Genomic DNA, 24,057 nt, shown 5'->3' on the forward strand with positions numbered 1-24,057 from the left:
TCAGGACATGACTACTGATTCAACGATCTGGCCGAGCATTTCTTCAGCCTCGGACAGGAAAGTTTCATCGCGCGGGATTTGGAAGTGCCCGCAATCCAGCCATTCACCGCCCATGCCCGGCTGGTCGAGTTGCGCCGCCAGCTCCAGTGCCTCGGCTTCGCGCCCCAAGGTCCACCAGCACGTCGGGTTGACGGTCAGCGGCGCACAGCGCTCAAGCTTGAGCGACAACTGCTTGAGCCGGCGCGCCACGCTGAACACCTGCGCCAGTTCTTCGGCACCCAGCGCCACATAAGTCGACGCCCCGCGCTCGGCGCTCATGGCACGCTGGAACAGCGCGCGCAGGTTGTGCGGCGTTTCCTCACCGTCGATAGACAAGTCCGAAGCGGCGTCCGGCAGCGTCACCTGCAGGAAATCGCGCAGGTCGGCTTGCCAGTCATCGACAGCCCCGGCGTCGACCGCCGCCGACGGCACGAAGCTGTCGACCAGCCCGACAAACTTGACCTGTTGCCCGGCCTGCTCCAGTTGCGCGGCGATCAACATCGCCAGCGTTCCGCCCAGCGACCAGCCCAGCAGGTGATACGGCCCCTGCGGCTGTTTCTGACGAATCTGCGCCAGGTAATCACTGGCCATCTCCTGCAGCGAGGTGTCGTTGAACGCCGGATCCAGCAGCATCCGCGACTGAATCGCCAACACCTGGCGTTGACCGCTCAGGCGCCGCGCCAGCGGCTCGTAGTCGAACACCGTGCCGAAACCGGCGTGCAGGCAGAACAGCGGCGCCACGCCCTTGACCTCGGCGTTCATCGCCAGCAACCCGGAGGCTTTTTCCGCCGTGCCCTGAACACTCGCTACCAGTTCGCCGATGCTCGGTTTCTGCATCAGATCGCGCAGTTTCAGGCTCAGGCCCTGAGCCTTGAGCACACGGCTGCGGGCCACCACTTGCAGGCTGAGGATCGAGTCGCCACCCAGTTCGAAGAAGTTATCGGTGAGCCCGACCCGTTCGATTTTCAGCACCTCCTGCCAGATCTTCGCCAGGGCTTTTTCCAGCTCGGTGCGCGGCTCGACGTAGGCCAGGCGCTGTTCGGCGTCCGGATTCGGCAGGGCCTTGCGGTCGAGTTTGCCGTTCGGCGTCAGCGGCATGCGCTCAAGCACCATCAGGTGTGCCGGCACCATGTAATCCGGCAGGCTGGCCTTGAGTTGCTCGCGCAGACGCTCGCCCAAACCGTCGGCCGGCGTCTCGGCAGCGGCCAGTACGTAGCCGAGCAGTTGCTTGCCGCTGACACCCTCGCGGGCCACTACGGCAGCGTCACGCACGCCCGGCTGCTGCTTGAGGCGCGCTTCGATTTCACCCAGCTCGATGCGGAAACCACGGATTTTCACCTGATGGTCGATCCGCCCGAGATAGTCGACAGTGCCGTCGGCACGCTGGCGCACCAGGTCGCCAGTGCGGTAGAGGCGACTGCCATCGGCACTGAACGGGTTGGCAACGAAACGTTCGGCGGTGCCACCGGCACGCCCCAGATAACCGCGCGCCAACGCACCACCCAAGTACAGCTCACCAGCGATGCCGGCCGGCAGCGGGTTGAGGTCGCTGTCGAGCACATAACCGCTACGCTCGCCGACCACGCTGCCGATCGGCGCATAGGCCGCGCCGCATTGATCGTCGACCGCGGCCTTCCAGATCAACGGCGTGACCACCGTTTCGGTCGGGCCATAGCCGTTGATGATGTACTGCGGTTGCAGTGCGCGTTTGGCCAGTTCGAAACTCGCCACCGGCACCGCATCCCCGCCGAAGCAGTAGATTCGTACCGGCGGCGGATTGCCGTGCTGCTCAGCGTGTTCAGCCAGTTGTTGCAGATACACCGGCGGGAACGCGGCCACAGTCACGCCATGCTGATGCAGCGCGTCGTAGGTCTGTTCGGCCGTCCACAGGCTGTCATCGCGAATCAGCAAACGCGCGCCGTGCGTCAGGGTGGTCAGCCAGCGCTCATGCGCGCCGTCGAACGCGAACGACATGAAGTGCAGCTCGCAATCGGTCTCACTCATTTCATAACGCTGACCGATCGCCTGGCAGTGCATCGCCAGCGGCCCGTGCGCCACGCCGACACCTTTCGGCTGACCGGTGGAGCCGGAGGTGTAGATCACGTAGGCCAGGTTGCCCGGCTGCACCGCCACCTGCGGTGCCGACTGCGGCTGAGTGCGCAGGTCCAGTTGATCGAGTTCCAGCACATGCAGGTTGGCCTGGGTCGGCAGCACCTGACGCAGACTCGAATCGCTGAGCAGCAAGGCGATGCCCGAATCGTGCATCAGATAACTCAAGCGCTCGCGCGGATAGGTCGCGTCCAGCGGCACATAGGCGCCACCAGCCTTGAGCACCGCCAACAGCGCGACGATCATGTTTTCGCTGCGTGGCAGCGCCACACCGACCCGCACTTCCGGACCGACACCTTCGGCGATCAGCGCATGCGCCAGACGATTGGCCCGCGCTTCGATCTGGCCATAACTGAAGGCTTGCTCATTGAAGATCACTGCGGTTTGTTCGGCACGCTGCGCGGCCCACCCGGCAATGCGCTGGTGCACCAGCGTAGTCTGCGCTTGCGCGACAACGTCCGGTGCGGGCGCGACTTGCCCGGTCGGCAGACCGATGCGTCCCAGCGCCTGCCCGGCGTCCTGAACCAGGGCCGTGAGCAGGCCTTCCATGTTGCTGCGGATGCCTTCCACGGTCGCCAGATCAAAATGTTCGCGCAGGAACATGTACTCGATCACCAGCCCCTCTTCGAGCGTGACCATCAAGTCCATCGGAAAGTTGGTCAGGCCGGCGTTGCTGATCTCGCCAAACTTCAGCGAATCATCGCGCCACTCGCGCAGCGCCTGATCGATCGGGTGGTTTTCGAACACGATGATGCTGTCGAACAGCGACTGCCCGGCACGCCCGCCCCAACGCTGGACGTCGGTCAGCGGGGTGTATTCGCGCTCGCGCAGTTCCAGGTTGAAATCCTGCAACTCGCGCAACCAGGCGCCCACGGCCTGCTCGGCCGGCACGTCCTTGATCACCGGCAAGGTGTTGATGAACAGACCGAGGATCGATTCCGAGGCCGGCAGACTCGCCGGACGCCCCGCCACCGTGGCGCCGAACGCCACGCAACGCTGGCCGCTGTACCGGCTGAGCAGCACCAGCCATGCGCCCTGCACCAAGGTGTTGAGGGTGATCTGCTGCGACTGGGCAAAGGCTTTCAACTGCTCGGTGCGGGTTGCGCCCAAACGGCTGTACAGCGCCTGGTGACCGCGACCGCTGCCGGTGCGCGTCACCGCGTCCGCCAGATAGGTCGGCTCGTCGAGCCGGCTCAGGTGCTGACGCCAAAAACCTTCGCTGGCATTCGCGTCCTGCTGCTGCAGCCAGTTGATGTAACCACGGTACGGCACCGCTTCGGCCAGTGGTCGTCCGGAATACTGGCTCAGCACTTCACCGATCAACTGCGAACTGCTCCAGCCGTCGATCAGAATGTGATGGTAAGTCCAGATCAGCTGATAGCTGTGCTCGCTGACTTGCACCAGCGTCAGTCGTTGCAGCGGTGGCTGGTCAAGGTCAAAGCCCTTGGCCCGCTCGGCATCCGCCAGGCCTTGCAAGGCTTCGGCCGAATGATCCTGCTCACGCCAGTCGAGCAGACTGAACGGCAACTGCGGATCGGCGAGCACGAATTGCAGCGGCTCGGCCATGTCCTGCCAGAGGAAACCGGTGCGCAGAATGTCGTGGCGACGGCTGACGGTTTCCCACGCGGCTTGCAGGCGCAGTGGCTCAAGGCCCTGCACCGGAACGCTCAACTGGTTGACGTACAGGTCCGATTCCGGCGAATTCAGGCCGAGGAACAGCATGCCCTGCTGCATCGGCGACAAGCGATAGAGCCCGTCGAGTTGCCCCGCCGGCATTGGCAGTTGCGCCACTTGCGCCTCGCTCAAGCCGTGCAGCGGCAGGTCGATCAGCGCCGGCTCAGGCGCCACACGCCCTTCGGCAGCCTGCACGCACAGGGCCAGTTGCTGAATGGTCGGTTGCTGGAACAGGTCTTTCGGGCTCAGCTCCAGTCCTTGCTGACGGGCGCGACTGACCACCTGAATCGAGATGATCGAATCGCCGCCCAAGGCAAAGAAACTGTCGTTAGTGCTGACCTGCTCAAGGCCCAGCACCTCTTTCCAGATCTCCACCAACGCCTGCTCGGTGGCATTCGCCGGTTCGACATGCAACTGCGCGGCGCTGAGCTCCAGTGCTGGCAGGCGCTTGCGATCGATCTTGCCGTTGGGAGTCAGCGGCAGCTGCGCCAGCCACAGGCGATGGCTCGGCACCATGTAATCCGGCAGGGTTGCGCTCAGCCAGTTGCCGAGGGTTTGCTGCAGTGCAGCCTGTTGCTCGGCGCTGGCGTCGATGATCGCCGGATCACTCGGCACCAGATAGGCAATCAGTTGCTGACTGCCAGAGACTTCGCTGGCCACGACCACCGCTTCACGCACGGCGGCATGCGCCAGCAGACGCGTCTCGATTTCGCCCAGCTCGATACGCAAGCCGCGAATTTTCACCTGATGGTCGATCCGGCCCATGTACTCCAGCTCGCCCTCCTCGCGCTGACGAATCAGGTCGCCGGTGCGGTACATGCGCTCGCCGTTGCCGACAAAAGGATTCGGCACGAAGCGCTCGGCGGTCATCGCCGCACGCCCCAGATAACCGCGCGTGATGCCGGCGCCGGACAGGTACAGCTCGGCCGAAACGCCTTGCGGCACCGCGTGCAGATCGGCATCCAGCAGATGGCTGGCGCTGTGCTCGAGCGCGCGCCCGATCCGTGCCTGACCGCCAGCACTGCGGCGGGTCCAGGTCGAGTAGGTGGTGTCTTCCGACGGGCCATACAGGTCGTAAACATGCTCGACCGTCGACTGCTGATACAGCGCCTCAACCAGCGCTTGTTTCAGCGGTTCACCCGCCAGATTGATGATGCGCACGCTTGGCGGAATCTGCCCGGCACGTTGCAGCGCGGCGATCGCCGATGGCACGGTGTTGATCAGGCGCACCTGATCACGGGCCGGCAGTTGCGCCAGCTCCAAGGCATTACGCGCGATGATCAGCGAACCACCGTTGGCCAGCGTGACAAACAGCTCCCACACCGACAGGTCGAAGCACACCGAGGTCGAGGCCAGTACGCCTTGAATGTCGTCGCGGCTGTAGACCTTGGCCGACCAGTCGATCAGCGCCATGACGTTGCGATGGGCAATCGCCACGCCTTTCGGTTTGCCGGTGGAACCGGAGGTGTAAATCACGTAGGCGAGGTTGTCCGGTTGCACCGCAGTCTGTGGCGCAACAGTCGAATAACCGCTCAACGAAACCTGATCCATCAGCAGCACTTGCGTATCGCCCGGCACGCTCAGGGTCAAGGCAACCGCCTGTTCGGTCAGCAACACCCGCGCCCGGCTGTCCTCCAGCATGTAGGCAACGCGATCCGCCGGGTAATCCGGGTCCAGCGGCACATAGGCGCCACCGGCCTTGAGCACCGCCAGCAAGGCAATCAGCAACTGCTCGGAACGCGGCATGGCCACGCCCACGCGCACTTCCGGGCCGACACCCAGCTCAAGCAGCTTGTGCGCCAGACGATTGGCCTGCGCGTCCAGTTCGGCGTAGGTCAACTTCGTATTGGCGAAGGTCACCGCCAAGGCATCCGGGTTAGCTGCCACTTGGCGGGCGATGGATTGATGGATGCACAGATCGGTGGAGAAGTCGGTATTCACCTGCGGGCTGTGCTCGATCAGGTTCAGTTCACTGAGCGAACGTTCCCCCGACTCGCTCATTTGCCCGAGCAAGCGCTGCAGATACCCGGCCAGTTGCATCACGCTGTGCGCGGCAAAGCTTTCGCACTGGTAGCTGAAGTGCATCGACAACTCGTCGCTCAGGTGCACCAACAGCGTCAGCGGGTAGTTGGTCTGTTCATGATTGTGGATTTCACCGAAGCGCAGTTCTTGCGGTGCGCCCTGCGCCAGCGCCTCGGACACCGGGTAGTTCTCGAACACCAGAATGTTGTCGAACAGTGCCTCACCGTTGCGCTCGGCCCAGCGCTGAATGTCGAACAGCGGGGTGTGCTCATGCTCTCGCAAGGCCAGGTTCTGCGCCTGCACGCTCTGCAACCATTCGCCAACGCTCGATGGCGACTGCGGACTAGCGATGACCGGCAAGGTGTTGATGAACAGACCGATCTGCTGCTCGACGCCTTTGAGCTCGGCCGGACGCCCCGCCACCGTGGCGCCGAACGCCACACACGGCTGGCCGGTCAGGCGCTGCAACAGCAGCAGCCATGCCGCCTGAATCAGCGTGTTGAGGGTGACTTTCTGCTGGCGCGCAAACTCGCCCAGACGCCGCGTCTGCTCAGCATCGAGTACGCAGAAATGTTCACCGTGGCCGTCGCGCGGTGCATCGCCGCGCTGCGCCTGCAACGCTTGCGCCAGCAAGGTCGGCGCTTGCAGGTCAGCCAGTTGTGCGGTCCAGTAACGCTCGCTGGCCTGCACGTCCTGGCGCTGCAGCCATTCGATGTAATCGCGATAACGTCCGGCCAGTGGCGGCTGGGCAACCCCGCTGTAGCGCTGCAGGACTTCGCCAAGCAACTGCGAGTTGCTCCAGCCGTCCATCAGGATGTGGTGGTTGGTGTAGATCAAGTGGCAGCGCTGCTCGTCCAGACGCACCACGACCATGCGCAATAGCGGCCCCTGGCTCAGGTCGAAACCTTGCGCCTGTTCGGCAGCCGCCAGTGCATTCAGATCGCTGTGGCAATCGTCACGATCACGCCAGTCGAGGACGCGGAACGGCATGTCCAGTTGCTTGTGCACCACCTGCACTGGACGCGCCAGTTCACCCTGCCAGACAAAGCTGCTGCGCAGGATGTCGTGGTTGTCCACCGCCGCTTGCCAGGCCTGCTGGAAGCGTTGCGGATCGAGGCCTTCGACATCGAGCCGGACCTGGTTGATGTAATCGCCGGTGGCCTGCTCGTAGAGGCTGTGGAACAACATGCCCTGCTGCATCGCCGACAGCGGATACACATCGGCGACCTGGCGTGGCGCCAGCGGAAACTGATCGAGCTGCGCCTGCGTCAGGCCGGCCAACGGGAAGTCCGACGGGGTCAGGTCTTCGATGCCCGGGGTCAGGCAATGGCCGATCAACGCTGCGAGTTCTGCAGCGTAATCTTCGGCCAGGGCTTCGATCACCGCGCCGTCGAAACGCTCGCGGCTGAACGTCCAGCCCACCCGCAGCTCGCCGCCATACACTTGACCGTTGAGAGTCAGCCAGTTGCCCAGCGGCGCCTCCGGGCTCTGATCGAGGCCGGCGTTATCCGGCGACGGCACGAACAGCGCAGCCTCGTCGCCAGCGAAACTACCGTCGAACTGCCCAAGGTAGTTGAAGGTGATGCGCGGGCTCGGCAAGGCCTGCAAGCTCTGCTGCGCGCGGGCATCACCGAGGTAACGCAAAGCGCCGAAACCGATGCCCTTGTTGGGGATCGAGCGCAGTTGTTCCTTGATCTGCTTGATCGACTCGCCAAGCGTCTCTACCGGCGTCAGGCGCACCGGGAACAGGCTGGTGAACCAGCCCACCGTGCGGGTCAGATCGACACCGTCGAACAGTTCTTCGCGACCATGGCCTTCGAGCTGGATCAGCGTCGACGCCTGCCCGCTCCAGCGACCGATGACCCGCGCCAGTGCCGTCAGCAACAGATCGTTCACCTGGGTGCGGTACGCCGCCGGGGCCTCTTGCAGCAGTTGGCGGGTCAGCTCGGTGCCGAGCCGGGTTTGTACGGTCTGGGCCAGACGATTGTCCTGACTGGCGTCAACGCGTTTGCACGGCAGATCGGTACTTACATCGCTCAGGCAGGCCTGCCAATAATCCAGTTCGGCCTGCAACGCCGGGCTGTTAGCGTAACGCTGCAAATGCTCGCTCCAGTCCTTGAAGGCGCTGGTCCGGGACGGCAGGCTCAACGGCTGATCATTCAGCAATTGCTGATAAGCGTTCTGCAGGTCTTCCAGCAGAATCCGCCACGACACGCCGTCCACCGCCAGGTGATGAATCACCAACTGCAAACGCTGCGTGCCATCGGCCAGATTTGCCAGCACCGCACGCAGCAACGGCCCGTGTTGCAGATCGAGGCTGCGCTGGGCGCGGTTACCCAAGGCTTCAAGGGCGGCGGCATCCGCGACCTGTTCCTGCCAAAGCAGGTTCTGCGGCAGCGCTTCGACCGCGCGATGCTCGGCCTGCCACACGCCATCGCGCTGGGTGAAGCTCAGGCGCAAGGCATCGTGATGAGCGACCAGTGCGCGCAACACCTGCTCGACCTTTTCAGCGTCCAGCGCCTGCCGCGGTTGCAGCAGTACCGACTGGTTCCAGTGATGACGCTGCGGAATCTCGTCGGCGAAGAACTGCTGCTGGATCGGCAGCAGCAACGCCGCACCGCTCGCAGCTTGCTGATCAATCGTCGATTCGTCGCCGCCCCACTGCGCGACCAGCGCCAGACGCTGCACGGTCTGGTGCTGGAACAAGTCTTTGGGATTGAGGCGGATGCCGGCCTGACGGGCGCGACTGACCACCTGAATCGAGATGATCGAGTCACCGCCCAATTCGAAGAAGTTGTCGTGGATGCCGACCTGCGGCAGCTTCAGCACGTCTTGCCAGATCGCGGCCAGCCCCTGCTCCATCGCGCTTTGCGGCGCCTGATAGGTCTGCTGCGCCTGGCTGGCGTCCGGTGACGGCAAGGCATTGCGATTGAGTTTGCCGTTGGCGGTCAACGGCAATTGCGCCAGCAGCAACAGGTGCGCCGGGACCATGTGATCCGGCAGACTGGCCTTGAGTTCGGCGCGCACGCTGTCGCGCCACAGCGCCTGTTCGGCCGGGCTTGCGTCGAGCAGCGCGGCGTCGCCTGGCACCAGATACGCCACCAGTTGCTGACCGCTGAGGCCCGGCTGCGCCAGCACCACGGCCTGGCGCACGGCAGCCTGTTCCAGCAGTTGCGCTTCGATCTCGCCGAGTTCGATACGGAAACCGCGAATTTTCACCTGATGGTCGATCCGGCCGATGTATTCGATCACGCCGTCGGCGCGATAGCGCGCCAGGTCACCGGTACGGTACAGACGCCCGCCATCAGCGGCGAACGGGTCGGGAATGAAGCGCAGGCTGGTCAGATCCGCACGGTTCAGGTAACCGCGAGCCAGGCCGGCACGACCGACGTACAGCTCACCGATGCAGCCTTTGGCGACCGGATTCAGATCACCGTCGAGCAAGTACCAGGACAGATCGGGAATCGGTTCGCCGATCGGACTGCTGGCGTCACGCTGCAAGTCGGCCAGCGAAATCGGCCGGTAGGTCACGTGCACGGTGGTTTCGGTGATGCCGTACATGTTGATCAGCTGCGGTGCCTGATCGCCGAAACGCTCGAACCACGGACGCAGGCTCTTGACCTCCAGCGCCTCGCCGCCGAACACCACGTAACGCAGCGCCAGTGCTTGCGTCGCGTGTTCGGGGGCACAGGCCACTTGCATCAATTGCTTGAACGCCGACGGCGTCTGGTTCAGAACGGTGACGCCTTCACGGCAGAGCAAGGCGAAGAAATCTTCCGGCGAACGGCTGACCTCGTAAGGCACCACCAGCAGTTTGCCGCCGTACAGCAGCGCCCCGAAAATCTCCCACACCGAGAAATCGAACGCGTAGGAATGGAACAGGCTCCAGACATCCGCGGCGCCGAAATCGAACCACGCATCGGTGGCCTCAAACAGGCGCAGCACGTTGCGATGGGCCAGCAACGTGCCCTTCGGCTGCCCGGTAGAACCGGAGGTGTAGATCACGTAAGCCAGGTTGTCCGGGCTCATGCGCACCTGCGGATTACTGTCGCTGTAGCCTTCCAGACCGTCACGTTCCTGATCAAGCATCAGGCTGCGCAACGAATCCGGCACCGGCAAACGCCCCAGCAGATGACTCTGGGTCAGCAGCAAGGCGATGCCGCTGTCGCCGATCATGTAGCTCAGGCGTTCTTCCGGGTACGTCGGGTCCAGCGGCACATAGGCGCCGCCGGCCTTGAGAATCGCCAGTAGGCCGACCAGCATGTCGAGGCTGCGCTCCACCGCCAGACCGACGCGCACGTCCGGGCCGACACCGCTGGCAATCAGCTTGTGGGCCAACTGGTTGGCGCGGCTGTTGAGTTCGCCGTAGCTCAGGGACTGCCCGGCACAGCTCACGGCAATCGCTTGCGGGGCGCGGGCGGCTTGTTGTTCGATCAATTGATGCAAGCACTGCTCGCTCGGGAAATCGCGGATGGCCGGGTTCCACTGCTGCAAGGTCGCCGCGCGTTCGGCGGCGTCATGCAGCGGCAGTTCGGCGATGCGCTGAGCGCTGTCGGCGACGATGCCTTGCAGCAGATGGGTCCAGTGTTGCGCCAGGCGTTCGATGGTTTCGACATCGAACAGGTCGGTGGCATAGGTCAGCTCGGCCCAGACGTTATCGCTCGATTCAAAAGTGTTCAGGGTCAGATCGAACTGCGCTGTATTGGACGCCCAAGGCAAGCCTTCAATCGCCAGTTTTGGCAGACGCGTGGCGCCCTGCGCCTGACGCACCTGGCTCTGGTGGTTGTGCATCACCTGGAACAGCGGGCTGTGGCTGAGGCTGCGCTCCGGTTGCAGCGCGTCGACCAGTTGCTCGAACGGCAGATCCTGATGCGCCTGCGCACCCAGCACCGTATTTTTCACTTGCTGCAGCAGGCTGCGGAACGTCTGCTGACTGTCGAACTCGGCCTTGAGTACCTGGGTGTTGACGAAGAAACCGATCAGGCCTTCGGTCTCGACCCGGTTGCGGTTGGCCACCGGCACCCCGACGCGGATATCGACCTGACCGCTGTAGCGATGCATCAGGGTCTGGAACGACGCCAGCAACAGCGCAAACAGCGTGACATTCTCACGCTGCGCCAGTTGCTTGAGCGCGGTGGCCAGTTCGAGGCTCAGCGGGATATCGCGACGGGCGCCACGATAGCTCTGCTCGGCTGGACGTGGACGGTCAGTCGGCAACTCCAGCAGCGGTTGATCACCATCGCCGAGTTGTGCGGCCCAGTAGCTCAATTGACGCTCGCGTTCACCGGCGTCCATCCACTGTTTCTGCCACACGGCGTAGTCGGCGTATTGCACCGGCAGCGCCGGCAATTGCACGTTCTGGCCCTGGCTGTAGGCGGCATACAACGCCACCAGCTCATCGACCATGACATTCATCGACCAGCCATCGGCGACGATGTGATGCAGGGTGATGACCAGCGCGTGGTCATCGGCGGCCAGACGCAGCAGTTTGACCCGCAGCAACGGGCCTTGCTGCAGATTGAACAGGTGCAGGGTTTCGGCGGCGACCAGCGCTTGCAGCGCCGCCTCGTCGAGATCCGCCGCCACGTCCTGCACCTGCAGATCGAGCGTGCCGTGAGCCTGGATCACTTGCAGGGTCTGCCCCTGCTGCTCGACGAAGCAGGTGCGCAGCGATTCGTGGCGCTCGATCAGCGCGTCGAAGCTGCGCTGCAACGCCGGCAGATCCAGCTCACCGCGCAGACGCAACGCCGCCGGCACGTGATAAGCGGTGCTGGTCGGTTCCAGCTGCCAGAGGAACCATTGACGTTCCTGGGCATAGGACAGCGCTAGCGGTTGCTGGCGTGGCAAGGCAACAATCGGCGGCTCCCGATGCGCCTGATCGACGCCCAGCGCGGCGACAAAGTCTTCCAGCGTGCTGTGTTCGAACAACGTGCGCAGCGGCACGCGAACGTTCAGAGCCTGACGTACCCGCGAGACCACTTGCGTGACCAGCAACGAGTGGCCGCCCAGTTCGAAGAAGTTATCGCTCAGGCCTAAGCGATCAAGCTTGAGCACCGCTTGCCAGATCTCGGCGACGCTGTGTTGAGTGGCGGTTTGCGGGGCGATGTAAGTCGATTGCAGTTGGCTGGCGTCGGGCGCCGGCAAGGCTTTGCGGTCGACTTTGCCGTTCGGCGTCAGCGGCAGTTGCGCGAGGAACAACAGGTGCGCCGGCACCATGTATTCCGGCAGCTCGGCCTTGAGGCTGGCTTTCAATGCGGCGCGCAGTTCGCCTTCATCAAAAGCGTCGGCGGTCGGCACCACATAGCTGACCAGTTGCGGTCCGGTCGGGCCGTCCTGAGCGACTACCACGGTTTCGCGCACGCTATCGAGGGCGAGCAAACGCGCTTCGATCTCACCGAGTTCAATCCGGAAACCACGGATTTTCACCTGATGGTCGATCCGCCCGATGTACTCGATCACGCCTTCGGCGCGGTAACGGGTCAGGTCGCCGGTGCGGTACAGACGCGCGCCGGTTTTCGAAAAGGGATCGGGGACAAAACGTTCGGCGGTCAGGCTCGGGCGCTGGAAGTAACCACGAGCGAGGCCGTCGCCGCCGATCAGCAGCTCACCCGGGGCGCCGAGCGGATTGAGCTCAAGGTCGCTACCGAGGATGTACAACGCGGTGTTGTCGATCGGCGTGCCGAGGAATGGACGGCTGCTGTCCGCACTCAAGGCGTGCTGCGCCGACCAGATAGTGGTTTCGGTCGGGCCGTAGAGGTTCCACACGCTCGGCGTCAGTGCGAGCATGCGTTGCGCCAGTTCCTGCGACAGCGCTTCACCGCCACAGAGGAACGTGCGGCCTGCCAGGATCGGCGCCTGTTCATTGTCCAGCAGCATGCGCCAGGTCGAGGGCGTGGCTTGCAGCGCCGTCACGCCATGACGCTCGATCAGTTCGAGCACCGCTTGCGGGTCTTGATGCACATCCTTGCCGGTCAGCACCACACAGGCACCGGCCAGCAATGGGCCGTAGATTTCCAAGCCGAAAATATCAAACGAAAAGGTGGTCAGCGACAGCATCCGATCCGTGGCCACGATGCCCGGCTGCTTGATCATGCTCGCGACAAAATTGCTCAGCGCCGCGTGGCGCACCATCACGCCTTTGGGTTTGCCGGTGGAACCGGAGGTGTAGATCGTGTAGGCCAGATGCTCGCCATTGACTGCCACTTCCGGCGCGGTCTGTGGATAAGCCGCCAGCCAGTCGTTTGGCTGATCCAGCAACAGGCTTTGCACGCCCGGCGGGATCGGCAGTTGCGTCTGCAAATGGCTTTGGGTCAGCAGCAATTGCAGGCCGCTGTCCTCGATCATGTAGGCCAGGCGATCCTGCGGGTACGCCGGGTCCAGCGGCACATAAGCACCGCCGGCCTTGAGGATCGCCAGCAGGCCGACGATCATTTCCACACTGCGTTCGACGGCGATGCCAACCAGCTGATCCGGGCCGACACCGGCCTCGATCAGCTTGTGCGCCAGTTGACTGGAGCGGGCATCCAGCTCGCCATAGCTCAGCACGTCTTCGCCGATAATCAGGGCCGTGGCCTGCGGTGTTTGCTGCACACGCCGGGAGAAATCCTCCTGCACGCATTCGGCTTGCGCAGTGCGGTCGGCGCTGCGCAACCAGTCCTGCAACAGCACGCCGTGTTCGGCGCTTTCCAGCAACGGCAATTCGCCGACGCGCTGGCTCGGCGCGGCGACGATACCGCGCAGCAGGTTCTGCCAGTGACGCGCCAGACGCTCGACGGTTTCAGCTTTGAACAGATCAGTGGCGTAGGTCAGCTCGGCGTCAAAGCCGTCGCTGGACTCGTAGGTATTCAGCGTCAGATCGAACTGCGCGGTGCGCCCTTCCCACTGCACATCCTCGACACTCAGCTGCGGCAACTGCGCCGCGCTGCGGCCCTGATCACGGCTGGTCTGGTGGTTGAACATCACCTGGAACACCGGGCTGTGGCTCAGGCTGCGCTCCGGTTGCAGGGCTTCGATCAGTTGCTCGAACGGCAGGTCCTGATGCGCCTGCGCATCCATCGCCGCCTGCTTGACCTGAGCCAGCAACTGGTTGAACGGCAGTTGCCCGCTGACCTCGGCATTCAGCACCTGCGTGTTGACGAAGAAGCCGATCAGGCCTTCAGTCTCGACCCGATTACGGTTGGCGGTCGGCACTCCGACGCGAATCTGCGCCTGACCGCTGTAGCGATGCAGCAACGCCTGGAACGACGCCAGCAACAGCATGAACAGGCTCGCACCTTCGCGCTGCGCCAGCTGTTTGAGGGCGTCACCGAGGTCAGCCGGCAGGTTCAGCTCCAGCCGCGCACCGCGCAGGCTTTGCACGGCCGGACGCGGGAAATCGATCGGCAGCTCCAGCACCGGCTGCTCGCCGCCCAGGGTCTTGACCCAGTAGGCTAACTGGCGCTCACGCTCGCCCGCTTCCAGCCAGTGGCGCTGCCAGATCGCGTAGTCGGCGTATTGCACTTCCAGTTCCGGCAGGCTCAGCGGCTGCCCGGCGGTGTCGGCGGCGTAATGCTGGATCAGCTCGTTGACCAGGACTTTGATCGACCAGCCATCGGCGATGATGTGGTGCTGGATCAGCACCAGCACATGGTCGTCTTCCGCCACTTCGAGCAGCGCCACCCGCAGCAGCGGGCCCTGCTGCAAATTGAACGGGCGTGCGGTTTCGCTCTCGACGAAGGCCTTGATCGCGGCGTCTTCCCCGGCGGCGTCGAGGCCCTCCGGCAATGGCGTCAGGCTGATGCTCAGCGGCAACTGCGGATGAATCACCTGGCAAAAGCTTTCACCCTGTTCGGCGAAAGTGGTGCGCAAGCTTTCGTGGCGCGCCGCCACCGCGTTGAAGCTGCGCTCCAGCGCCGCCACATCCAGCCGACCCTTGAGGCGCAAGGCGCTAGGGATGTGATACGCGGTGCTGTGCGGGTCCATTTGCCAGAGGAACAGTTGACGTTCCTGAGCGTACGACAGAGGAATCGCCGCAAACCCGGAACGTGTTTCCGGGATCGGCAGGTTGGCCGGAGAGACGCCCTCTTCGAGCATCTTTTCCAGGTACAGCTTACGTTTGTCCAGCGGCAGAGTGATAAAGCGCTTGGCTACCCTCAAAGCAACACTCTTGTCCATCAGACTTCCTCCATATCGTCAAGCAGGGCTTCCAGCTTGCTCAGTTTCTGTTCGTTGATTGCCCCGCCTCCTGTATCGAGTCGAGCGACAAAATCGCTCAGGACGGGGTGCTGGAATAACAGTTGCGGGGTCAGCGTCAGGCCCAGTTCAAGAGCCATGCGCGACACCACGTTGACCGCCAGCAGCGAGTGCCCGCCGAGTTCGAAGAAGTGATCGTTCAAGCCGATGCGTTGCACTTCGAGCACTTGCTGCCAGATCGCCGCGACCTGCTGCTCAAGCTCACTGTGCGGCGCGACATACGCGGCCTGCATCTGGCTGGCATCGACCGCCGGCAGGGCCTTGCGGTCGAGTTTGCCGTTGGGGGTCAGTGGCAACTGCTCAAGGAACAGCAGGTGCGCGGGAATCATGTAGTCAGGTAACGAAGACTTGAGGCCAGTCTTTAGTCCCTCGCGCAGTTGCCGCTGCGCGTCCCCGTCGTGCATCTCCAGTTGCGGAGCGACCACATACGCCACCAGTTGCGCGCCGGTGTCGCTTTCGACGGCCAGCACCGCCGCTTCGCTGACTGCCGGTTGCGCGAGCAATCGCGCCTCGATCTCCCCCAGTTCGATGCGGAATCCACGAATTTTCACCTGATGGTCGATGCGGCCCATGTACTCCAGCTCGCCCTCCTCGCGCTGACGAATCAGGTCGCCGGTGCGGTACATGCGCTCGCCATTGCCGACGAAAGGATTCGGCACAAAGCGCTCGGCGGTCATCGCCGCACGCCCCAGATAACCGCGCGTGATGCCGGCGCCGGACAGGTACAGCTCGGCCGAAACGCCCTGCGGCACTGCGTGCAGATCAGCATCCAGCAGATGGCTGGCGCTGTGCTCGAGCGCGCGACCAATCCGCGCCTGGCCACCAGCACTGCGGCGGGTCCAGGTCGAATAGGTGGTGTCTTCCGATGGGCCATACAGGTCGTAAACGTGCTCGACCGTCGGCTGCTGATACAGCGCCTCCACCAGCGCTTGTTTCAGCGGTTCACCCGCCAGGTTGATGATGCGCACGCTCGGCGGAATCTGCCCGGCACGCTGCAGCGCAGCAATTGCCGACGGCACAGTGTTGATCAGGCGCACCTGATCGCGGGCCGGCAGTTGCGCCAGCTCCAAGGCATTACGCGCGATGATCAGCGAGCCGCCGTTGGCCAACGTGACGAACAGCTCCCACACCGACAGGTCGAAGCACACCGACGTCGAGGCCAGTACGCCTTGAATGTCGTCGCGGCTGTAGACCTTGGCCGACCAGTCGATCAGCGCCATGACGTTGCGATGGGCAATCGCCACGCCTTTCGGTTTGCCGGTGGAACCGGAGGTGTAGATCACGTAGGCGAGGTTGTCCGGCTGCACCGCAGTCTGTGGTGCAACAGCCGAATAACCGCCCAACGAAACCTGATCCATCAGCAGCACTTGCGTATCGCCCGGCACGCTCAGGGTCGAGGCAACCGCCTGTTCGGTCAGCAACACCCGCGCCCGGCTGTCCTCCAGCATGTAAGCCACGCGATCGGCCGGGTAATCCGGGTCCAGCGGCACATAGGCGCCACCAGCCTTGAGCACCGCGAACAAGGCAATCAGCAACTGCTCGGAACGCGGCATGGCCACGCCCACCCGCACTTCCGGACCAACACCCAGCTCAAGCAGCTTGTGCGCCAGACGATTGGCCTGCGCGTCCAGCTCGGCGTAGGTCAATTGCGTATGGGCGAAGGTCACCGCCAAGGCATCCGGAGTCGCCGCCACTTGATAGGCGATGGCTTGATGGATGCACTGCTCGGTAACGAAATCGCTGTTCACCGGCAGGTTATGTTCGATCAGGTTCAGCGCGCTGAGCGTACGTTCGCCGCCATCAGCCATCTGGCTCAGCAGACGCTGCAGATGCGCGCCCAACTGCGCCACGCTGGCCGCCGCGAAGCTGTCGCGTTGATAACTGAAATGCACGGACAGTTGCGCGCCCATGTTCACCAGCAGGGTCAGCGGATAGTTGGTCTGCTCCTGATTGGCCACCGCGCCGAAGCGCAGACCTTGCGGCGCACCGCGTTCCAGTGCTTCGCCGATCGGGTAGTTCTCGAACACCATCAGGCTGTCGAACAGTGCGTCACCGCCCTGCCCGGCCCAGCGCTGAATATCCGCCAACGGCGTGTGTTCGAACTCGCGTGAGGCGAGGTTCTGCGCCTGCACCGCTTGCAGCCAGGCGATCACGCTCTGCTGCGCGGGCGGTGCGGCGATCACCGGCAGCGTGTTGATGAACAGGCCGATCTGCGCTTCGGCACCCGGTAGCTCCGCCGGACGCCCGGCGACGGTGGCGCCGAACGCCACGCAGTCCTTGCCGGTGTAGCGCTGCAACAGCAGCAGCCACGCGGCTTGCACCACGGTGTTGACGGTGACTTTCGCGGCCCGGGCAAACTCGCCCAGGCGCTGGCTCAGCTCAGCGTCCAGCACCTGGTAATGATCGCCATAACCCACGCTCGGCAAACCGGCGTGCGGCCGCGCGATGGCATTGGCCAGGCGCGTCGGTTCCTGCAGATTGCCCAGCGTCGCCAGCCAGTAGGCTTGCGCCGCCGCGCCATCCTGACATTGCAGCCAAGCGATGTAATCGCGGTAGCGACCCGCGCCACGGGCGACCGTTTCGCCGCTGTAGTGCTGCAACACTTCGCCGAGCAACTGCGCGCTGCTCCAGCCGTCCATCAGGATGTGATGGTTGGTGTAGATCAGGTGATAACGCTCGGCTGCAGTGCGCACCAGCACCAGGCGCATCAGCGGTGCACAGCTCAGGTCCAGACCCAGTGCGCGCTCCTCATCGGCGAGGGTTTGCAGCGCTGCCTCCAGATCAGTCCTGCCGTGCCAGTCGAGCACGCTGAACGGCACCTCGACCTGACGTTGCACCACTTGCACCGGTTGCGGCAGATCGCCTTGCCAGAAGAAGCCGCTGCGCAGGATGTCGTGGGCATCTACCGCCGCCTGCCACGCCGCGCGGAAGCGTTGCGGATCGACGCCGTCGACGTCCAGGCGCATCTGGTTGATGTAGTCGCCGTTGCCGTGTTCGAGCAAGGTGTGGAACAGCATGCCCTGCTGCATCGGCGACAGCGGATAAATGTCGTCGATGCCTTGCGGCTCCAGCACCAGCGCATCCAGTTGCGCTTGCGACAGTTGCGCCAGCGGGAAGTCCGACGGCGTCACGCCACGGTTGGCACTGTCGCAGCAGTGGCCGATCAGCGTGGTCAGTTCCTGCACATAGTCGTCGGCCAGACGCTGGATGGTGGCGGTGTCGAACATCGCGCCGCTGTAGGTCCAGCTCAGGTCCAGCTCACCGCCGAACACCTTGCTGTTGAGCGCCAGCGGATTGCCCAGCGGCCCTTGCAGATTGACCTCTGCGCCGCCGGACTCGCTGGTCGGCACGAACAGGGCATCGCTGGCAGCGTCGAAGCTGCCGTCGAACTGGCCGAGGTAGTTGAAGGTCAGGCGCGGCGCCGGCAAGGCTTGCAGGGTGGCACGCACCGGCTCGTCACCAAGGTGCGCGAGTGCGCCGAAGCCGATGCCCTTGTGGGGGATCGCCCGCAGCTGTTCCTTGATCTGCTTGAGCGACGCGCCGAGTTCCGCAGCCGGTGCCAGGCGTGCCGGGAATACGCTGGTGAACCAGCCCACGGTGCGGGTCAGATCGATGTGTTCGAACAGGTCTTCGCGACCATGGCCCTCAAGCAATACCAACGCATTGTCGTCACCGGTCCAGCGCACCAGCACCCGCGCCAGCGCGGTCAGCAACAGGTCGTTGACCTGGGTGCGATAGGCCGCCGGAGCTTCCTGCAGCAGCTGGCGGGTCAGGGTCTGATCGAGTTTGCTGCGCAGGGTCAGTGCCTGATCGTGTTGCTGACCACCCTGCGGCCGGTCGTAAGGCAAGGCCGCCGAAGCGCCCTGCAATTGCTGCTGCCAGAAGCCCAGCTCGGCCTGCAACGCAGGGGTTTGGGCGTAGTCCTGCAACGCTGCCGCCCAAGCTTTGACTGCGCTGGTTTTCGCCGGCAATTGCACAGGCTTACCTGCGAGGAGCTGGCGATAAGCGTTTTGCAGGTCTTCAAACAGAATCCGCCACGACACGCCATCGACCACCAGGTGATGGACGATCAGCAGCAGGCGCTGACTGCCATCAGCCAGGTTCGCCAGCACCGCGCGGATCAGCGAACCGCCGCTCAGTTGCAGACTGCGCTGGGCCTTGTCGCCCAGTGCCTCAAGGGCGGCGAGATCAGCGACCTCGACTTGCCAGAGAATGGTTTCCCCCGCTTGCGTGGCGACGTCGCGGTAGTGCGCCGACCAACCCGCGGCCTGCTCGACAAAGTCCAGACGCAAACTGTCGTGCTGAACGATCAACGCATCCAGCGCTTGCTCCAGTGCCTGAGCATCCAACGCCTGCGTCGGCTTGAGCATCACCGACTGGTTCCAGTGGTGACGGTCGGGAATCGCCTCGGCAAAGAATGCCTGATGAATCGGCAACAGCGCGGTTTCACCGGTTTGCGCATGCTGATCGATAGGCTGCACCGCCTCGCCGGTCTGCGCGACTGTAGCGAGGGCCTGAATGGTCTGGTGCTGGAACAGGTCTTTGGGGCTGAAGCGAATCCCGGCCTGCCGCGCCCGGCTGACCACTTGAATCGAGATGATCGAATCGCCGCCCAGTTCGAAGAAGTTGTCGCTGACACCGACTTGCTCAAGCTTGAGCACGTCTTGCCAGATCGCCGCCAGTTGTTGCTCCAGCGCCGTCTGTGGGGCGACATAGGTCTGTTGCAGTTGGCTGACGTCCGGTTTTGGCAGGTTCTTGCGATCGAGCTTGCCATTCGGCGTCAGCGGCATGCGCTCAAGACGCAGGACATACGCCGGCACCATGTGCGCCGGCAGGCTGGCCTTGAGCTGCGCGCGCAGGTCGTCGGTGAACTCGGCACTCGCTGAATCGCCGACCACGTAAGCCACCAGACGCTTGCCACTGCCGGCACTGCCTTCCTGCGCCACGACCACCGCTTCACGCACGCCGTCGAGAGCTTGCAGCGCCGCTTCGACTTCGCCCAGTTCGATACGGAACCCACGAATCTTCACCTGATTGTCGATGCGATCCAGATAGTCGAACGTGCCGTCGACGCGCTGGCGCACCAGGTCACCGGTGCGATACAGCAAGCCGCCATTTGCGCTGAACGGGTCGGCGACAAAACGCTCAGCAGTCAGCCCCGGACGGTTCAGATAACCCCGCGCCAACCCGGTACCACCGAGGTACAGCTCACCGGCCATGCCTTGTGGCAGCAGGTTCAGATCGGCGTCGAGCACGTAGGCGCTGCGGTCGCCGATCCGGCTGCCGATCGGCGCGTAAGCGGCACCGCATGGCTCTTCACGGGCAGCCTTCCAGATCAATGGCGTGACCACGGTTTCGGTCGGGCCGTAGCCGTTGATGATGTAGTCCGGATCGAGCGCGCGTTTGACCCGTTCGAAACTGGCGCTCGGCACCGCATCGCCGCCGAAGCAATAGATCCGCACCTTCGGCGCGTTGCCGACACGCTCGGCGTGTTCGGCCAGTTGTTGTAGGTACACCGGCGGGAACGCGACCACGCTCACGCGGTGTTCGATCATCGCGTTGTAGGTCTGCTCCGGCGTCCACAGCGTGTCGTCGCGAATCAGCAGCGAAGCCCCGTGGGTCAGGCTGGTCAGCCAGCGTTCGTGGGCGCCGTCGAAGGCGAACGACATGAAGTGGAATTCGCAGTCGCTGTCGCGCATTTCGTAGCGCTGACCGATGGCCTGGCAATGCATCGCCAGTGGGCCGTGGGCAACGCTGACGCCTTTCGGATTGCCGGTGGAACCGGAGGTGTAGATCACGTACGCGAGGTTATGCGGATCGACTGGCACCTGTGGCGCCGTGATCGGCAACTGGCGCAGGTCGAGACGATCCAGTTCCAGCAATGGCACCGACTCGTCGACCGGCAATTGCGCTGATACCGACGAATCGCTGATCAGCAGCGCCAGCCCTGAATCCTCGATCAGATAGGCCAGGCGTTCACGCGGGTAACTGGTGTCCAGCGGCACATAGGCACCGCCGGCCTTGAGCACCGCCAGCAGCGCGACGATCACCGCCTCGCTGCGCGGCAGGGCCACGCCGACCCGAGTCTCGGCGCCGACACCACGGGCGATCAGCGCGTGAGCCAGTTGATTGGCACGCTGCTCGATCTCGCCATAACTGAAATGCTGACCGTTGAAGATCACCGCGGTGCGCTGCGGACGCTCGGCCGCCAGCGCAGCAATGCGCTGATGCACCGCGATGTCCAGCGGGTATGGCTGCGGCTGGTTTTCGGCTTGCTGGCGGGCATGCTCGTCAGCACTGGCCAGAGCGATTTCGCCGAGGTTGCGCTCGGCCGACACGGCAAACTGCTCAAGCAATTGCAGCAGATGGGCACTGATGCCTTCGATAACCTCACTGGCAAACTGGCTGCGGTCGAAGCTGTAGTGCAGCGCCAGTTGCTGACCGAGGGTGACCGCCACGCTCAGGGCGTAGTGGGTCTGCTCAAGGTTGCCGACATCACCGAATGTCAGGCCTTGCCCGGCCTGGCTCAGCGCCTGGGCGACCGGGTAGTTTTCGAACACCAGAATGTTGTCGAACAGCGCTTCCCCGCCCTGCCCGGCCCAGCGCTGGATGTCCGCCAGCGGCGTGTGTTCGAAGTCGCGCAGGCTGAGGTTTTGCGCCTGCACCGCTTGCAGCCATTGGCCAACGCTTTGGTCCGGGCGCGGCGCGCCGATCACCGGCAGCGTGTTGATGAACAGGCCGACCTGTTGCTCGATGCCCGGCAAATCCGCCGGACGCCCGGCCACGGTCGCACCGAACGCCACCGCTTCGTGGCCGGTGTAGCGCTGCAGCAACAGCAGCCACGCGGCTTGCACGAGGGTGTTGACGGTGACTTTCTGCTGGCGGGCAAACACTTCCAGCGCCTGGGTGCGCGGCACGTCCAGCGTCAGGTAATGGTCGCCGTGGCCGCTGGCGCGCTCGCCGCCGGTCGCGGCACGGGCCAGTCGGGTCGGCTCTTGCAGCGCGGCCAACTGAGCGCTCCAGAAGTCCTGACTCAGTTGCGCGTCCTGACGTTGCAGCCAGGCGATGTAGTCGCGATAACGTCCGCCACCATGGGCCGGGGTGCGACCGCTGTAGCGCTGCAAGACTTCGCCGAGCAACTGCGAGTTGCTCCAGCCGTCCATCAGGATGTGGTGATGGGTGTAGATCAGGTGCCATTGCTCGGCAGCGGTCTGCACCAGCACCAGACGCAGCAACGGTGCATGGCTCAGATCAAATCCTTGCTGACGCTCGGCATCGGCCAGCTCCGCGAGGGCTGCCGGCTGATCGTCGCGCTCGCGCCAGTCGAGAACGCTGAACGGTAACTGCACCTGTTTGTGGACGATCTGCAGCGGTTGCGCCAGTTCGCCCTGCCAGACGAAACCGCTGCGCAGAATGTCCTGCGCAGCGACGGTGGCCTGCCACGCGGCGCGGAAACGCTCAGGGTCAAGACCTTGCACATCCACGCGCAACTGGTTGATGTATTCCCCCGCCGCTTGCTCGTAGAGGGTGTGGAACAGCAAACCCTGCTGCATCGGCGACAGTGGGTAGACATCATCGAGCTGACCGGCCGGCACCGGCAGCGCATCCAGTTGCGCCTGAGTCACCCGAGCCAGCGGGAAGTCCGAAGGCGTCGCTTGCGCAATGGGTAGCGTGCAGCAGTGTTCGATCAGCGCCTGCAATTCGCTGGCGTATTGATCGACCAGTTGCTGCACCGTGACGCTGTCGAACATCTCGCGGCTGAAGCCCCAGCTCATCGACAATTCGCCGCCATACACCTGACCTTCCACGGTCAGCCAGTTGCCCAGAGGCGCCGACGGATCCTGCGCCACGCCGCTGGTTTCAACCGACGGCACGAACAGCGCCGTCTCGTCGAACTGGCGATCGAACTGGCCGAGGTAGTTGAAGGTGATACGCGGCTGCGGCAGCGCGGCCAGTTCGGCGCGTACCGCCGGCGCGGCCAGATGCCGTAGCACGCCGTAACCCAGACCTTTGTCCGGCACCACGCGCAGTTGCTCCTTGATCGCCTTGATCGAGCCGTCGAGATCAGCGCTGGCGGTCAGGTTGACCGCGAACAGACTGGTGAACCAACCCACGGTGCGGGTCAGGTCGAAGTCATCAAACAGGTCTTCGCGGCCGTGGCCTTCCAGTTCGATCAGCGTGCCCGGCTGCTGGCTCCAGCGGCTGATGGTGCGCGCCAGTGCGGTGAGCAAGAGGTCGTTGACCTGCGTGCGATACGCGGCGGGCGCTTGTTGCAACAACTGGCGGGTGCGCTCGGCGTCGAGGCGCCATTCGATTTTCTCGCCATGCAAATTTTGCAGGCTGCCATCCGGGCGGTCGCACGGCAGATCTTCGGCGCCCTGATGCTGGGCTTTCCAATAACCCAATTGCTCATCGAAGCGCGACGCTTCCTGCGCAAGACGCGCCGTCCAGCTCTGGAACGCGCTGGTCTTCGCCGGCAACTGAATGCCGCCACCCGCCGCCAGTTGCTCGTAAGCCTGTTGCAGATCTTCCAGCAGCACCCGCCAGGAAACGCCATCGACCGCCAGGTGATGAATGATCAGTGCCAGTCGTTGCGAGCCGTCGGCCATCGTCACCAGCAACGCGCGCAGCAGCGGGCCGTTTTGCAGGTCGAGGCTGCGCTGAGCTTCGTTGCATAGCGCCTGCAACTGTTCGGCAGATTCGGCATCGCGTTGCCACAGCTCAGCGCCCGTCAGCAGCGGGCCGTGGCTTTGCTGCCAGCCTTCGCTGCCTTCGACAAAACGCAGGCGCAAGGCGTCGTGGTGATTGATCAGGTGGGTCAGCGCCGCATCGAGCCATTGTGCGTTCAATGCCTCACGCGGGGTCAGCAGCAACGATTGGTTCCAGTGCTCGCGCACCGGCATCGCGCGGCTGAAGAAATCCTGCTGGATCGGCCCGAGCACGGCGTCGCCGGTCACCGGCCCCTGATCCACCGAAGACAGA

2 protein-coding genes (1 of these 2 only partly in view) are annotated in these 24,057 nt (G+C 63.9%); both read right to left on the reverse strand.

From position 1 onward, the window contains the following. A complete protein-coding gene (locus tag H043_RS0125320) occupies window positions 1-14,997 on the reverse strand; it encodes a non-ribosomal peptide synthase/polyketide synthase (protein ID WP_027614200.1) in 14,997 nt (4,998 codons plus the stop codon). Further along, window positions 14,997-24,057, reverse strand: partial view of a non-ribosomal peptide synthetase gene (locus H043_RS0125325; protein WP_027614201.1) — the 3' portion only. It continues 3,260 nt past the right edge of the window; 9,061 of the gene's 12,321 nt are visible here — the last part of the coding sequence; the start codon falls outside the window, past its right edge — the gene reads right to left on this strand; its stop codon occupies window positions 14,997-14,999. The genes H043_RS0125320 and H043_RS0125325 overlap by 1 nt, the downstream gene beginning before the upstream one ends.

This window comes from Pseudomonas sp. URIL14HWK12:I6 (assembly GCF_000514195.1).
In the GTDB taxonomy this organism is placed as follows: domain Bacteria; phylum Pseudomonadota; class Gammaproteobacteria; order Pseudomonadales; family Pseudomonadaceae; genus Aquipseudomonas; species Aquipseudomonas putida_A.

Excerpts from the sequence above, each read along its gene's own strand:
- H043_RS0125320 (WP_027614200.1), bottom strand. The coding sequence starts at position 14,997 with ATGGACAAGAGTGTTGCTTTGAGGGTAGCCAAGCGCTTTATCACTCTG.